The organism is Armatimonadota bacterium, assembly GCA_031459765.1.
GTDB classification, from domain to species: domain Bacteria; phylum Sysuimicrobiota; class Sysuimicrobiia; order Sysuimicrobiales; family Kaftiobacteriaceae; genus Kaftiobacterium; species Kaftiobacterium secundum.
The window spans coordinates 1-14,111 of sequence record JAVKHY010000023.1 but is presented as its reverse complement, the minus strand read 5'-3'; the positions used below and the strand labels follow the sequence as shown (position 1 = coordinate 14,111).

Annotated in this window: 15 protein-coding genes and 1 tRNA gene; 8 read left to right on the top strand and 8 right to left on the bottom strand. The window is 70.6% G+C overall.

The window, feature by feature from the left end:
* The coding region (locus QN141_13970) for a branched-chain amino acid ABC transporter substrate-binding protein (GenBank protein ID MDR7559585.1) at window positions 1-180 on the bottom strand (180 nt) is incomplete at its 3' end.
* Between the two features lie 34 nt (window positions 181-214).
* Window positions 215-1,306, bottom strand: a complete 1,092-nt coding sequence (locus tag QN141_13965) for a methionine synthase (protein MDR7559584.1) — start codon at window positions 1,304-1,306, stop codon at window positions 215-217.
* A 208-nt stretch (window positions 1,307-1,514) separates the two neighbouring features.
* Between QN141_13965 and QN141_13960 the strand changes: the two genes are divergently transcribed.
* From QN141_13960 to QN141_13935, 6 genes are read left to right on the top strand one after another with little or no spacing between them, the layout of a single operon-like run.
* The gene (locus QN141_13960) at window positions 1,515-3,065 is read left to right on the top strand and encodes an ABC transporter substrate-binding protein (GenBank protein ID MDR7559583.1); all 1,551 of its coding nucleotides are present in this window, start codon (window positions 1,515-1,517) and stop codon (window positions 3,063-3,065) included.
* 34 nt (window positions 3,066-3,099) lie between these two features.
* A complete protein-coding gene (locus tag QN141_13955; GenBank protein ID MDR7559582.1) occupies window positions 3,100-4,071 on the top strand; it encodes an ABC transporter permease in 972 nt (323 codons plus the stop codon).
* A 13-nt stretch (window positions 4,072-4,084) separates the two neighbouring features.
* Window positions 4,085-4,942, top strand: a complete 858-nt coding sequence (locus QN141_13950) for an ABC transporter permease (protein ID MDR7559581.1) — start codon at window positions 4,085-4,087, stop codon at window positions 4,940-4,942.
* A 54-nt stretch (window positions 4,943-4,996) separates the two neighbouring features.
* On the top strand, window positions 4,997-5,920 hold the full coding sequence (locus QN141_13945) for a succinylglutamate desuccinylase/aspartoacylase family protein (GenBank protein ID MDR7559580.1): 924 nt from the start codon (window positions 4,997-4,999) through the stop codon (window positions 5,918-5,920).
* 50 nt (window positions 5,921-5,970) lie between these two features.
* Window positions 5,971-7,308 carry an amidase gene (locus tag QN141_13940; protein ID MDR7559579.1) on the top strand — a complete coding sequence of 446 codons (1,338 nt, stop codon included), beginning with the start codon at window positions 5,971-5,973 and terminating at the stop codon, window positions 7,306-7,308.
* Window positions 7,305-8,174 (top strand): PfkB family carbohydrate kinase, encoded by an 870-nt coding sequence (locus QN141_13935; protein MDR7559578.1) that lies wholly within the window; start codon window positions 7,305-7,307, stop codon window positions 8,172-8,174. The genes QN141_13940 and QN141_13935 overlap by 4 nt, the downstream gene beginning before the upstream one ends.
* Here QN141_13935 and QN141_13930 read toward each other — a convergent pair.
* Entirely contained in the window at window positions 8,171-8,575 is a 405-nt protein-coding gene (locus QN141_13930) for a DUF2914 domain-containing protein (GenBank protein MDR7559577.1), read from the bottom strand. The two genes, QN141_13935 and QN141_13930, sit on opposite strands and share 4 nt — an antisense overlap.
* Window positions 8,576-8,667: 92 nt before the next feature.
* Window positions 8,668-10,326, bottom strand: coding sequence for a M1 family aminopeptidase (locus tag QN141_13925; protein ID MDR7559576.1), 1,659 nt, complete (start codon window positions 10,324-10,326; stop codon window positions 8,668-8,670).
* 209 nt (window positions 10,327-10,535) lie between these two features.
* On the opposite strand from QN141_13925, the gene QN141_13920 reads away from it, so the two are divergent.
* Together QN141_13920 and QN141_13915 are read left to right on the top strand one after the other, a co-directional pair.
* Entirely contained in the window at window positions 10,536-10,709 is a 174-nt protein-coding gene (locus QN141_13920; protein MDR7559575.1) for a hypothetical protein, read from the top strand.
* 215 nt (window positions 10,710-10,924) lie between these two features.
* Window positions 10,925-11,707: an aldolase/citrate lyase family protein gene (locus QN141_13915; GenBank protein ID MDR7559574.1), complete on the top strand. Its 783-nt coding sequence runs from the start codon at window positions 10,925-10,927 to the stop codon at window positions 11,705-11,707.
* Window positions 11,708-11,729: 22 nt separating this feature from the next.
* Here the strand turns inward: QN141_13915 and QN141_13910 are convergent.
* The 4 genes from QN141_13910 to QN141_13895 all read right to left on the bottom strand — a co-directional run.
* Window positions 11,730-11,804, bottom strand: a tRNA-Ala gene (locus QN141_13910).
* Between the two features lie 81 nt (window positions 11,805-11,885).
* Window positions 11,886-12,725: a 5'-3' exonuclease gene (locus tag QN141_13905; GenBank protein ID MDR7559573.1), complete on the bottom strand. Its 840-nt coding sequence runs from the start codon at window positions 12,723-12,725 to the stop codon at window positions 11,886-11,888.
* A 10-nt stretch (window positions 12,726-12,735) separates the two neighbouring features.
* On the bottom strand, window positions 12,736-13,410 hold the full coding sequence (locus QN141_13900; GenBank protein ID MDR7559572.1) for a hypothetical protein: 675 nt from the start codon (window positions 13,408-13,410) through the stop codon (window positions 12,736-12,738).
* Window positions 13,411-13,485: 75 nt separating this feature from the next.
* Window positions 13,486-14,111 (bottom strand): hypothetical protein (locus tag QN141_13895; protein MDR7559571.1); only part of this gene is annotated, 626 nt, incomplete at its 5' end.

Sequence of the window (14,111 nt, the reverse complement as noted above, 5' to 3'; positions counted from 1 at the left end):
GATGTCCTCCACCGCGATCTCGTACCCGGCGCGGATCTGCGCCCCGCCGCCGGCGAACCGGCCGGTGAGGGGGATGACCGCGCCCAGCTTCACCGTCCCCGCCGGGGCGCCCACGATGCCGGGCGTCCACAGGCTCACCACCAGGGCTGCGACTGCGACCGCCAGGACCACCTTCCGCATGCTTCCACCTCCAGAGAGGGCCTTCACCTCGGGATCACCGCCAGACCGTCTCCGCTGTTTCCACCACCAGGCGCAACTTGGCCCACTGGTCGTCCTCGCTGAGGAGGTTACCTTCCATCACCGAGGCAAAGCCGCACTGCGGGCTGAGGGCCAGCCGGTCCAGGGGCACGAAGCGGCTGGCCTCCTCGATACGCCGGATGAGGTCGCGCGGCGACTCCAGGGCGGGCCGCTTGCTGCTCACCAGGCCCAGGACCACCGTCTTGTCCGGCGGGACGAAGCGCAGGGGCTCAAACGTCCCCGAGCGCTCGTCGTCGTATTCGAGCAGGAAGCGGTCCACATTCAGGGAGGAGAAGAGCCTCTCGGCGATGGGGTCGTAGCCGCCCTCCGCGTACCACTGGCTGCGGTTGTTGCCGCGGCAGAGGTGGATGGCGACGGTCACGCCGGGCCGCTTGGCCCCGGCCAGGACCTCGTTGTCGGCGCGGATCGCCTCGTCCAGGGCGGCGTCCGGTTCCAGGCCCATCTCGGTCCTGATGTAGGTACGCCACTTCGGGTCGATGTAGTAGCTGTACCGGGGGGCGTCGATCTGGATGTAGTGCACGCCCTCCCGGAGCAACGCCGCCACCTCGGCCTTCATGATCGGCACGATCTCCCACAGCAGGGCGGAGTGGTTGGGATAGACCCTGTCCGTGATGCCCCGTTTGAAGGAGATGGCCGGGAACTGGTTGCTGCTGGGCAGGGTCATCTTGATGTGGCCCGGGCAGTGCGCCTTGAGGAAGGGGAGTTCGTGGCCGGTCAGGCGGCGCACGGCCCGCAGCCTGGCGTTGACGATGCCTGTGACGCTGCTCACCGCCACGGCCGTCTGCCCCTGCCAGGATCGGGGGACGGCCTCGCCCAGGTCGAAGCCCTCCACGGCGTCGGTGAAGTCGCTCATGAAGTTCCGCCGGCGCAGCTCGCCGTCGGTGTAGACGTCGAACCCCAGCTCCCGCTGCTTGTCCAGCACCCGCAGGATGTGGCGGTCCTCGATCGCCCGGAGGCGGTCGGGATCGGCGCCCGCCCGCCGGGCTTCCAGCAACTCGGCGGGGCGCAGAAAGCTGCCGACGTGCTCGGCTCGATAGGTGGCGCCCATGTCCGTGCCCCCTTGTAAACCGGAGGTAGTGGGTCCAGAAGTTCTCCATAGCGGGCCGGGATTCATGCTCCCCGGCGCCCCCGGCGTGATGCTGCGCGGCATCGGCCCTCCGGGTTGCCGACCGAGGCGGGGCGTAGGGAGAAGGCGGAGGGGGCGCGAATCCTACGGCGATTCATTGCACCGATTCCGATCAGGAGGAGAGTTCTCCGTGACTGGATTCCGAATGCGTTTGCTCCCTGTGCTGGCGGTCGTGGTCTCCCTGGCCGCCTCCTTCCCCGTCGGCGCCGCTCCCGCTGGCGGGACCCTGCGCATCGGCATCGACGTCGATGCCGGCACCCTCGACCCGCGCCTGGCCAACGACACTACGGCGCGCCGCGTGATCGAGCAGGTCTTCGACGGCCTGGTCGAGCTCGATCCGCAGCTTCGGCCCCAGCCGGCCCTGGCCGAGTCGTGGACGCAGGTCTCGCCCACCGTCTGGCAGTTCCGGCTGCGGCCGAACGTGCGCTTCCACGACGGCACCCCGCTGACGGCCGGGGATGTGGTCTTCACCTACACGACGATCCTCGATCCGGCGCTGCGCGCGCCGCTGCGCGGCCTCTACCTGCCCATCACGAAGGTGGAGGCGGCGGACGACCGGACCGTGCGGTTCACCCTCAGCGCCCCGTACGCGCCGCTGCTGAAGTACGCCGACATGGGGATCGTCTCCCGGGCCGCGGTGGAGCGGGCGGGCGGGGAGTTCGCCATGAAGCCCGTCGGCACCGGCCCCTACCGCTTCGTCTCCTGGCAGCGCAACAGCCGGATCGTCCTGGAGGCCAACCCCGACTACTGGAAGGGCCGGCCGAAGCTCGGCCAGGTGATCTTCCACATCATCCCCGACAACACGACGCGGGCGGCCGCGCTGGAGGCGGGGGACGTAGACCTGATCCACTCCCCTCTCTCCCCCCAGGATGTGGCCCGGCTGAAGTCGTCCCCGCGCGTGCGCGTGGTGGAGATGACGGGGCTGGGGATCACCTATCTGAATATGAACCTCGCGGATCCGCTGATCCGGGACCTCCGCATCCGCCGGGCCATCGCCCACCTCATCCCGCAGCGGACCATCGTGCGGCAGATCTACCGCGAGATGGATCGTCCGGCCACGTCCGTCCTGCTGCCGGCCTGGTCCGGCATCTACACCGACGAGATCACCCAGCCGGGTCACGACATCACCCGGGCCAAGGCCCTGCTGGCCGAGGCCGGGTGGCGGGATACCAACGGCGACGGTGTGCTGGACCGCGGGGGACAGCGTCTGGCCCTCACGCTGCGCACCCACAGCGAGGACCCCAACCGCGTCCAGATCGCGGAGCTGCTCATCAGCATCCTGCGCTCCTCGGGGATCGAGGCGCGCCTGGAGATCACCGAGTTTCCGGGACTGGTCCAGGCCCTGCTCTCGGGCAACTACCAGGTGGTGCTGGTGGGATGGCTGGGGCTGGTTGATCCGGACCGCGGGATGTACAACCAGTTCCACAGCAAGGGCAGCCAGAACTGGGAGAAGTACAGCAACCCGCGGGTGGACGCGCTGCTGGACGAGGGACGGCAGAAGGCCGATCCCAACGAGCGGGCGCGCATCTACCGGGAGGTGGCCCGCATCATCGCCGCCGACCTGCCCTACTATGTGCTGACCTATCAGGGATACGTGGTGGGAATCAGCCGCCGCGTGGAGGGATTCACGCCCATTCCCAGCGGCAGCTTCCGGTCGCTGTGGACGACGAGCGTGCCGTAGGGGTAGGACCGGACCGCGGAAGCGGTCTTCTCCCATGGCCCGCTACGCCGCCCGCCGCCTGGCGCTGCTCCTGCCCGTCGTCCTGAGTGCGGCGGTGGTGACCTTTGCCCTGTTGCTCCTCCTGCCGGGGGATCCGGCCGTGGCGCTGCTGGGGCAGGAGGCGTCCCCCGAGGAGTTGAGCCGGTTCCGCCACCTCCTGGGGCTGGACCGGCCGGTTTTGGTGCAGCTCGGTCTGTACCTGTGGCGGGTGGCCCGCGCCGACTTCGGCCGCTCCATCACCCTCGACGTGCCCGTCCTGCGCCTGATTCTCTCGACGCTGCCGGCCACGCTGGAACTGGCCACGGCGTCGATCGTCGTGGCCGTCCTGGCCGGCATCCCGCTGGGTCTGCTGGCGGCGCGTCGGCGCGGGACGGTCGTGGACACGGGGACGATGCTCCTGGCCCAGCTCGGCGTCTCGATGCCGGTGTTCTGGTTGGGCGTGCTCCTCATCCTCCTGTTCGCCGTCAGGCTGAACTGGTTGCCCTCCTTCGGACGCGGCGCGCCCCTCCTGGAGGCGCTGCTCTCGGGCGACCTGTCCGCGGCGCTGGACAGCCTCCGGCATCTGCTCCTGCCGACGGTGACGCTGGCCTTCTTCAACCTGGCGCTGCTCAGCCGTCTGACCCGGTGGGCGCTGCTGGAGGTCCTGGAAGAGGACTACGTGCGCACCGCCCGGGCCAAGGGACAGCACGAACGTGTCGTCGTGTTCCGCCACGCCCTGCGCAATGCGCTCCTCCCCATCGTGACCATCGTCGGCCTGCAGTTCGGCAACGCCCTGGGCGGCGCGGTGGTCACGGAGACCATCTACGGCTGGCCGGGGATGGGACGCCTGGTGGTTCAGGCCATCGGGCAGCGGGACTTCCCGGTGGTGCAGGGAGCGGTGCTAATCCTGGCCCTGGTCTTCTCCCTCTTCAACCTCCTGGTGGACCTGACCTATGCCTTCATCGACCCCCGCATCCGCTACGAGTGAGCCGGCCCGCGGCGTGCGGAACGGCCGGGCCGGGCGTGTCGCCCGCCGCCGGCTGTGGCGCCGGCTGACGCTGTCAGCCAGGGTCGGGTTCGCCGTGGTGGCGGTGATCTGTAGCGCGGCCGCGGCACCGGCCCTCATCACGCCCGCCGACCCCGAGCAGGTGGACATCCTGTCCCGGCTGGCGCCGCCCTCGGAACGGCATCCGCTGGGCACCGACCACATCGGCCGGGACCTGCTGAGCCGGCTGGTCTACGGGGCGCGGGTGTCGCTGCTCGTGGCGGCGGCTTCCGTGGGCGGGGCCGCCGCGGTGGGCGTCGCGGTCGGGCTGCTCGCCGGCTACTACGGTCGGTGGGTGGACGGGGCGGCGATGCGCCTGGTGGATACCTTCCTGGCCTTTCCGGCCATCCTGCTCGCCCTGGCCCTGGTCGCCGCACTGGGGGCCGGCGTGACGAGCGTGATCGTCGCGCTGGTGCTGGTCTTCTGGACGCAGTACGCCCGCGTGGTGCGGGCCGTGACGCTGGCCGAGAAGGAGAAGGCCTATGTGGAGGCGGCGCGGGCCATCGGCGCGGGCGACCTCCGCATCCTGCTCCGGCACATCCTTCCCTCCGTGGTCTCCCCGGTGGTCATCCTGGCCACGCTGGGCATGGGCACCGCGGTCGTCGCGGAATCCACGCTGTCCTTCCTGGGCATGGGGGTGCAGCCGCCGGCGCCCTCCTGGGGGTGGACGCTGGCCTTCGGCACGCGGTACCTGCGGGACGCGCCGCACATCGCCACCTTCTCCGGCCTGGCCATCATGGCCACGGTCCTGGGCTTCAATCTCGTGGGCGACGGGATCCGCGATCTCCTCGACCCGAAGTTCCGCCCCCAATGAGGCATGCCGACACGGTCATGAGCCCATGAGCGCACGAAGAACAGGAGGGTGCTGATGCCGACCCGCACCTACCGTCCGGTTCCCGTCGGGACGCTGGCCAGCGGTACCGGACTGTTCCTGCCGGTGCACGAGATCCGGGGAGAGGCGCCCGGCCCCACGGTGGGCATCTCCGCGGGGATCCACGGCGAAGAGGCCACGGGCGTGGAGATCGTCTGCCGGTTCCTGGAGACGGCGGACCTGAGGGGCCTGGCCGGCCGGCTGCTGGTCATGCCGGTGGCCAACCCCCTCTCCTACGCCGCGGTCAGCCGCGGGACGCCCATCGACATGATGAACCTGAACCGCGTCTTCCCCGGCCACGCCGGGGGGCACCTCACGGAGCAGATGGCCCACAAGATCGTGGAGGAGTTTCTCCGGCCGCTGGACGTCTACATCGACCTCCACGCCGGCGGGTCCACGCCCACGGTGGACTACGTCTACATCATCAACGCCGAGCCTCTGTCCCGCGCCTTCGGCTCGTCCCTGCTGTACCGCCCCCGAGACCCGCTGCCCGGGACGTCGATCAGCGTCACCCGCGACCTGGGCATCCGTTCCGTCGTTGTGGAACTGGGCGGGGGGCGCGTCGACCAGAGCGCCTACGTGGCCCGCGGCATCGCCGGCCTGCTCAACATCCTGCGCACGCTCGGAGTGCTCCCCGGTCCCGCGACGCCGCCTCCGCCCCAGATCGTCCTGCGCGAGATCGTCACCCTGCGCCCCCATCACGGGGGCCTGCTGCTGCCGGAGGTGACCGATCTCGGCGGCGAGGTCCGGGGCGGTCAGGTCCTGGGCCGCGTGGTCAGCCCCTACTCGCTGGAGGAACTGGAGGTGATCCGCTGTCCCGTGGACCGCGGCGTCGTCGTACTCACGCACCTGGTGCCCAGCGTCGTCGAGCCGGGCATCTTCGGCTTTATGATCGGAAATCTGGCCACGGCGCAGACGTAGCCGGCGTCCTCCGGCGGGGAGGACCTCCGCGGGCGGAGAACTCAGTCTCCGTGCCGTCCGCAGAACCGCACCGTCTCACGGCCCTGCAGATCGCCGCCGCCGTCCGTTCCGCGGCCCTTTCCCCGGTGGCGGTGGTCGAAGCCTGTCTGGCCCAGATCGCGCGCCTCGATCCGCAGCTGCAGGCCTGGGTGCACGTGGACGGGCGCGGCGCGCTGGAGCAGGCCCGGCGGCTGGATAGCGAAGCCCGGGCCGGCTTCCTGCGGGGACCGCTCCACGGCGTGCCCGTCGCGCTGAAGGACATCTTCGACGTGGCCGGGATGGTCACCGGCTCAGGCGCCGGAGCCTTCGCCCACCGCACACCGGAGCGCGACGCGCGCTGCGCCGCGCTCCTGCGCCAGGCGGGAGCGATCATGCTGGGGAAGACGGTGACGACGCCCTTCGCCTTCGCCGATCCGAGTCCGACGCGGAACCCCTGGAACCTCGACCACACCCCCGGGGGATCCTCGAGCGGTTCCGCGGCGGGCGTCGCGGCGCGGATGGTGCCGCTGGCCCTCGGCTCCCAGACCATCGGGTCCACGATCCGCCCCGCGGCCTACTGCGGCGTCGTCGGCTTCAAGGGCAGTTACGGGGCCATCAGCCTGGACGGCGTCACCCCGCTGGCGTGGAGCCTGGACCACGTCGGCATCTTCGCCCGCACCGTGGACGATGCGGCGCTGGTCTTTGCCGCCCTGGCCGAACCTTCCCGGCCTCCGGCCGCGCCCGCTCCGGCGCCGCCGCGCCTGGGCATCCCGCGGGCGTTCCTCGAGCGCTACGCCGCGGAGGAGGTCGGGACGCATCTGGAGGCTGTGGCCCGCACCTTGTCCCGCGCCGGGGCGACGATCGGGGATGTCGCTCTGCCCGACGGCTGGACCCGCATCGACGACGTGGGCCGGCTCGTCCTGCGCGTGGAGGCCGCCGCCTACCATCACCGGTGGTTCCCGCTCCACGCCGACGCCTATCCGCCGAAAATCAGAGAGCTGGTGAGCTCCGGACAGACGGTCTCCGGGGTGGATTACCTCCTGGCCCAGGAGGAGCGCGCCCGCTTCCGCAAGGCGATGACGACCGTCTTCGAGTCCTGCGACTTTCTCCTGCTGCCGGCCGCTCCTGCTCCGGCGCCGCCGCTGGCCGAGGGCACAACGGGCGACCCGATCTTCTGCGCGCCCTGGAGTTTCACCGGCCTGCCGTCGCTCGCGGTGCCGAGCGGCCTGGCCCGGGGCGGGCTGCCCCTGGCCGTCCAGCTCGTCGCCCCGATGCTGGCCGAGGATCGTCTGCTGGACGCCGCGCGGTGGTGCGAGCGCGTCCTGGAGTTCACCGCCGAACCCGCCCTCCTGGGGCCCGGGCCGCGATGAGCGCCGATATCGACGTCGCCTTCGTCGGGCACTTCGCCCGGGACCGCCTGGTCGTCGGCGGAGCGGCGGAAGCGGCTTCCGGCGGCGGGGTCTACTACGGCGCGATGGCGGCGCGCCGCCTCGGCTACACCGTGGCCGTGGTCACGAAGCTGCATCCCGACGACTTCCCCTTCCTCGAGGAGATGCGCCGAGAGGGCATCGTCGTCCATGCGTCGCCGGCCCCGCAGACGACGGGGATCGAGAACATCTACCCCGACCCCTCAACGGACCGCCGCCTCTGCCACCCCCTCGGCTTCGCCGGTCCCTTCACGGCGGCGGAGATCCCTCCGCTCGAGGCGCGGGTCACGATCATCACCCCGCTCATGGCCGGCGAGGTTTCCGCCGAGACCGTCCGCCTCCTGGCCGCCCGCGGCTCCGTCGGGCTCGACGTCCAGGGATTCGCCCGGGTGCGCGAAGGCGACGTGCTGGTGACGCGGGACTGGCCGGGCAAGGAACGGGATCTGGCGGCGGTGACCTACCTCAAAGCGGACGACGCGGAGGCGGAAGTGCTCACGGGGAGGACGGACCTCCGGGAGGCGGCGCGGGCCCTGGCCGATCTGGGGCCGCGGGAGGTCCTCCTCACCCACGCCGGCGGCGTGTTGGCCTTCGCCGGCGGGACGTTCTACGAGGGCCGGTTCACCCCGAGGGCGGTGCGGGGGCGCACCGGACGCGGAGATACCACCTTCGCCGCGTACGTTGCCGCCCGCACCCACGCCGATCCGGAGTACGCCTGCCGGCTGGCGGCGGCGGTCGTGTCCCTCAAGCTGGAGCACCCGGGACCGTACCGCTTCACCCGGGCCGAGGCCGAGCGGCGGATGGCCGGTTAGCGCTTCACTTCGAACTCCTTGAAGGACAGCACAGTGTCGCCGTCCCGGGCCTCCACCCGCCACGGTCCGGTCCACTGCGGCATGATGGACTTCGAGCTCCAGGTCTTCCATCCCGGGGAGGCGCCGACCCGGAGGGAGACCGTGGCCATCGTCCGGCCCTGCCAGATCCAGACGTGCCGGATCGTTCCGGGACCGCCGGCCACCTCGGTGAAGTAGAAGAGTTCGCCGATGTCCGCGGCGACCGGAACCGTCGCTTCGACCGGCTGCCGGTTCTCGACGCGCGCGGCCAGGACGTCGCGCACCACCTTCAGCCTGGACATCTGCGCGGCGCTCGCCCCGCCGGCGACGGCGAACAGCCCGCCGATCAGCACACCGCCGACCACAACCTGCCAGATCCGCATGGGGGACCACCCCGCGGTACCGTGGGATGCCTTCGCAGAAGGCTCACCCACGCCATGCCCGCGGCGCGCGCCGCCCAGGCGGACCCCGGGTCTCAGCGCACGGCCGCCGTGTCGTTCTTGTAGTCTTTCTGGATCATCCACTTCCGCGGATCGACCTCGACCCGCCTCACCGGTTTCGGGGTGCTCGCCGTCACCGTCACCTCGCCCTTCGCTGGCACGTCGGCTTTCTCCACGTGCGTCTCGCCGTCCATGACGAAGCCGACCTCGACCGTCATCCGGCCCGTGCCGAGGTTGCGGACGACGGCGGTGGTCGTGGTTCCCCCGTCGGCGGCCGGTGCGGAGCGGACCTCCCCCACCGTGTAGTCGGGCAGGACCTTCTCCTGAATCCACTGCCGGAAGAAGGCGTCCAGCGGTTGTCCCGCGGCCCGTTCCATCGCCTCCTGGAAGTCGGAGATCCGGGCCGCCCGCCTGCGGAAGGCCCGGAAGTACGCGGCCAGGCCCTGCCTGAAGGCGTCCTCCCCCATCAGGCCGCGCAGCATGTGCAGCACGAGGGCGCCCTTGGAGTAGATCACCGGGCGGGCCGCGCCGCGGTAGTTGGCGAAGGTGATCGAGGCGATCGCCGGCTCGGTGGCCGAGCCGGCGATACGGGCGTAGTTGTCCCGCTCCTCCTGCAGTTCGCGCCGGAACGCCTCCGGGCCCATCAGCGCCTCCACCGCCATCAGGGCCAGGTATTCGGCGAAGCCTTCGGACAGCCAGATGAAGCCCACCCCCTTGGGGACGGTCTGGCTCGGGACGTAGCTGTGGGCCGCCTCGTGGGCCATGAGGAGGAGGAGGAACGAGTCGCGGTTCAGGGTGCCCGAGAAGGTGTTCTTGAAGGCGCGGTCGTCGATCAGGAGGAAGGCCGGATAGCCGATGCCGCCGGAGATCCGAAGCGACGAGATCGTGCGCAACTCCGTGTAGGGGAACGGGTAGAGCAGGCCGCTGTAGAACTCGACCGACCGGCCGAGGAAGCCGGCCAGCTTGTCCAGGTTGCGGTCCTCTCCCGGCGGCACGTAGAACTGCATGGCCACCCCCTGAACCGTCCGCTCACGGATGGTGTGGCGGCGGCCCCCGGCGATGGCGACCCAGGGGACGGCGACCTCGGAATCCCACGTCGTGGTGTTGCCGCTTCGGGAGACCAGCCGGCCGGTGGCGCCGACGGTGTACCCGGCGGGGACGGTCAGGGTGAGGACGACGCGGCCCAGGTTGGCGGAGAAGTCGCCGAAGGGGCTGACCAGCACGGGATAAAGCGTGCCCTCGGAGATTTCGACGAACTCGTCGTAGAGGTACAGGGGCCGACCCTCGAACTCGAACGTGACCGGGACCTTCGCTCCGGGCGGAAGCGCCGGCTCGAAGGTCAGGGTGAGGATATCGCGCTGCCGGGACGGTCTGACCTGGTATCCGGGGGCGCGCACCGAGGTCAACTTCATGTCGGAGTCGAAGTAGAACCGCCCCGCCCCGACCTCCCCGGGTGCGGCGACCTCCACCATGGCCGTCGCCGCGCCGCGCAGCGTGCCCCGCGACAGGAAGCGCGGCTCGCCGCCTTCGGTCACCTCGTAGCGCAGCGGCACCGGCGCGATCGACGCCGTGATCTCGAAGAACCGGATGACCAGGTCGTCCAGCGTCGGCTGCGACCATGCCGCCGGCCGGACGACCGTCACGGCGAGGCCGAGGACGGCGACGGTCACCCCCGCCCGAGCGATCCTGCCCATGAGCCCTGCCCTCCGAGGTTGGTGCCGGATACTGGGATACTTGCTCCCCGGGCCGCTCCCTTCAGCACACACGTCCATTGTGGCGCGCCTCGGGCGACCACGCCACCGGTGGTCCACACCGCGGCCGATAGTCTATACACTATAGGGGTGGGCGTGAGCCCCGATGACCGCCGCTCGTGCGGCAGGACGGTGAAAGGGGTGACGGTGGTATGCCTCCGAGACTGGCCGTGCGCGATGCCGCAGCGGCGTGCCAGCGGGATCTGGCGCGCATCGCCGGCGAGCTGAAGGGCCTGGGCGAGTATCCCAGCACCAAGGACGTTGTCAAACAGCTGCAGGCCCTGGTGGAAGCCCTGCAGCGTTTCATGCGCGAAACCGGCGCCTGAACGGTCGGCTCCGGCGGCGTCCGACGAGCCTTCCCGAGCCAGGACCGCATTCCGGGCCCCCTCCGTCGCTGGCCGGCAGGGGGAGGAGGTGAATTGCGCCTCGCAGGCTTCGCCTCCGTGGGTCCGACCCAATTAGCCAGGACCGTTACCGGAGGCTCCGGGTGTTCTGCGGAGAAAACTGTCGGCGGGTGTCGATTCGGCGAGGAGGGCGGGCGATGGTGGAAAATCGGGTGAAGCTGCAGCTCCGGAACGGGACGCCGACCTTCGGATTGTGGATCAGCCTGCCCTGCCCTTCCGGCGTCGAGGTACTGGCGAGCTACGGATGGGACTGGCTGCTCATCGATACGGAACACGGGCCGGCGACGCCGGAGACCACGGAGAATATGATCCGGGCGGCGGAGCGCCACGGGGTGGTGCCGATCACGCGGGTCGCCGCCAACGACCCGGCGCTGATCAAGCAGGCTCTGGACCGCGGCGCGCTGGGCGTCCTTGTGCCGCTGGTGAACTCGGCGGCCGAGGCGCGGGCGGCCGTCCGCGCCGCCAAGTATCCTCCGGAGGGCATTCGCGGCGTGGCGGGGACGCGGGCGAACCGTTTCGGCCTGGATCTTCCCCAGTACTTCGCGGCCTGGAACGACCAGGTGCTGGTGGCCTGTCAGGTGGAGACCGCCGACGCATTGGAGCAGGTGGAGGAGATTGCCGCGGTGCCCGGTCTGGACGTCCTGTTCATCGGGCCGAACGACCTCTCCGCCAACTTGAAAGTGTTCCGCCAGTTCGATCATCCCGCGTTCACGTCCGCCGTGCAGCGGATCCAGCGGGCGGCGCAGGCGCACGGGGTCGCCGTGGGCTACATGGCGGCCGGCGCCGACGAGGCTCTGGCCTGCGCCGCGCGCGGCTTCCTCTTCATCGGGGCGGGCTCCGACGCCCGCCTGTTGGGCGGGGCGGCGGCCACGCTGATCGGGGCCATCCGGGCCGGCATCGCGGCGCCCGCGCGCCCCTGAACCGGCGTTTTGCAGGGATTCGTGGTGGAGACGACCGGATTCGAACCGGCGACCCCCTGCGTGCAAAGCAGGTGCTCTCCCGCTGAGCTACGTCCCCACAGTCGGAGTTATTATACCGTGGCTTGCGGCCGGATGCTCTGATTCAGCGTGACCGGGCGCACCGATTGCCGCCTCAGTTCTATCGCGGGGTGAAGGTGGCGACGTCGGTCTCCTCGGCGAGCGCGCGGAGTACCTGGATCTGTGGCTCGCGCACAGTGAGATCGGGACGACGCGCGAGGGGCACAGTCAACGGTATGGAGAGCCGTTTGTTCAGTAGAATCCGGTCGCGCAGCGGACCGAGGCGCGTCCGCAGGCCGCCGTCGTCGAGGTGATCCAGCAGCGCTTCGACGGTGCCGTGACGGTGCAGCAGGGAGGCCGCGGTCTTCGGGCCGATCCCCCGGACGCCGATGATGTCGTCCGACGGGTCTCCGACCAGCGCCCGCAGGTCCGGCACCTGGGCGGGCGCCACGCCGAAGGCCGCCCATACGGCGGCGGTATCGACCGTCTGCATCTCGCTCACGCCGCGGACGGGACGCAGCACCAGGACGTCGGTGGACACCAGCTGATAGAAGTCGCGGTCGCTGGTCACGATGCGCACGGGCAGCCGGCCGCGCCGCCCGACCAGCGTGGCCAGGACGTCGTCGGCCTCGTAGCCTGATTCGAGGAAGGCGCGCGCGCCCGCGGCCTCCACGAATCGCAGGGCGTAGGGGATCTGCCGTTTGATCTCTTCCGGATGCTCGTAGTGGTTGATCTTGTAGGTCGGATCCCACCCGTGTTTCACGAGGGGCGGGTCGGCCGTGAAGGCCACCGCCATGTGCGACGGTGTCAGGGTGGTGCGCAGCTGCCAGATCATGCCGGCGAAGCCGTACAGCCCGTTGGTGGGCAGGCCGCGGGGGCCGGTCATGCGGGGGATGGCGTGGGCGGCGCGATACAGCAGCGCGTCGCCGTCGACCAGGAGCAGCAGGCGGGAGGCCGGCACGGTGGTCTGCTCAGTCCGACCAGCCGGCGTTCAGGCGCAGGTCGACCAGGCGCAGAGAGATCAAGAAGGCGTGCGGCGAGCCCACGAACACCGTTGTGAAGCGGTTGAGGTCGAGGTCCAGGGTCAGCCGCAGGGGCTGGAAGCCGTCGAGGAGCGGGTTGAAGACCAGCACGCTGGCCTCCGCCGTCACCTGCGCCACGGGCAGGCCGGGTCCGTCCGCGCGCACGGTGAGGAACCCCTTGAAAAGGTCGCCGCGCAGTTCCACCAGTGTCCGGAGGAACTCGCGGTACATCGCAACGGCGACGGTGCGGCGCGCGGAGGAGTACGGGACCGGGGCGCGGACGCGGGAGACCTGCACGACATACTCCCGGATGAGCGTCCGGCCCAGGGGGAGACCGATGGAGAACCGTTCGGTCTGCCCCGGGGCCATCGGCCAGGGGATGCCGTCGCTGCCCGTGGAGGCCAGATCCCCGGAGGAGCTGTACCCCGTGGCGTCGATGACCAGCGGAGCGGTGGGCGCGGAGCCGGCGTTCGTCACCCGCCCGGTAATGACCAACATGCGGCCTTCGAGCGCGTGGGAGACGTCCGTCAGGACCACGGGAGGCGGCGCGGTTGCAGCGCGGGCAGGGTTGGCCGTCACCGAGAGGCCGAGGAGGACGACGATGATCAGCCGGACTGGGCGCATTGCCGATGGCCAACCGCCTCGCGGGTATCTATTCTCCCCTCAGGGGAACGCAGGCCTGCGTCGGTTTGTGCCGTCCTAGCGGCGGAGAACCAGCGAAACCGGAGCGACTCTTCCCGCGGAGACGGTGATCATCGTCGAAACCCCGCCGGCGGCTACGGAGTAGCCGCCGGGACTCAGGTCGACGAATCCGAACCAGCCCCGCCCGTTCGTCCGCTGTGAGGCCACGAGCTTTCCGGTCGCGTCGTAGAGCTCGATCAGGACCTGATCGGCGGGGCCGTTTGGGGTGGCGGCCGCGCCGTAGATGTGGCCGGTCGCGGGCGCGAGCTTCCAGGGCATCGGCGGAACAGGGACCGGCGCAGCGAAGAGCGGGGCCCGGCTCGGGTCGGGATCGGCGACGGTGAGGGCGCGCGCCAGGTCGGCCCGCGCGTACTCGGGGGAGCGCTGCCGCTGGTTGACGAGGGCATCCGGCGTCCGGTAGGAGAAGCCCACCCATCCGGCCGCCGACCTGCCGTCCGGACGAGAAGCCAACGCCTGACGGATCTGGGCGACGCTGTCCTCCACCGGATTGAGGTACAGCGCTGTGCCGATCGCCGCCTGCCGGGCGTACTGGTGATCGGTCGCGAAGCGGTTCCACTCCTCGTACATCGAGCGCTGCCCCGGCGGTGGAATCTGGTGGCGCCGATAGTTCATGGGGATGTTGA

Coding starts and splice junctions, on each gene's coding strand:
- QN141_13965 (MDR7559584.1), bottom strand. CDS start 1,306: ATGGGCGCCACCTATCGAGCCGAGCACGTCGGCAGCTTTCTGCGCCCC.
- QN141_13955 (MDR7559582.1), top strand. CDS start 3,100: ATGGCCCGCTACGCCGCCCGCCGCCTGGCGCTGCTCCTGCCCGTCGTC.
- QN141_13945 (MDR7559580.1), top strand. CDS start 4,997: ATGCCGACCCGCACCTACCGTCCGGTTCCCGTCGGGACGCTGGCCAGC.
- QN141_13935 (MDR7559578.1), top strand. CDS start 7,305: ATGAGCGCCGATATCGACGTCGCCTTCGTCGGGCACTTCGCCCGGGAC.
- QN141_13930 (MDR7559577.1), bottom strand. CDS start 8,575: ATGCGGATCTGGCAGGTTGTGGTCGGCGGTGTGCTGATCGGCGGGCTG.
- QN141_13925 (MDR7559576.1), bottom strand. CDS start 10,326: ATGGGCAGGATCGCTCGGGCGGGGGTGACCGTCGCCGTCCTCGGCCTC.
- QN141_13920 (MDR7559575.1), top strand. CDS start 10,536: ATGCCTCCGAGACTGGCCGTGCGCGATGCCGCAGCGGCGTGCCAGCGG.
- QN141_13915 (MDR7559574.1), top strand. CDS start 10,925: ATGGTGGAAAATCGGGTGAAGCTGCAGCTCCGGAACGGGACGCCGACC.
- QN141_13900 (MDR7559572.1), bottom strand. CDS start 13,410: ATGCGCCCAGTCCGGCTGATCATCGTCGTCCTCCTCGGCCTCTCGGTG.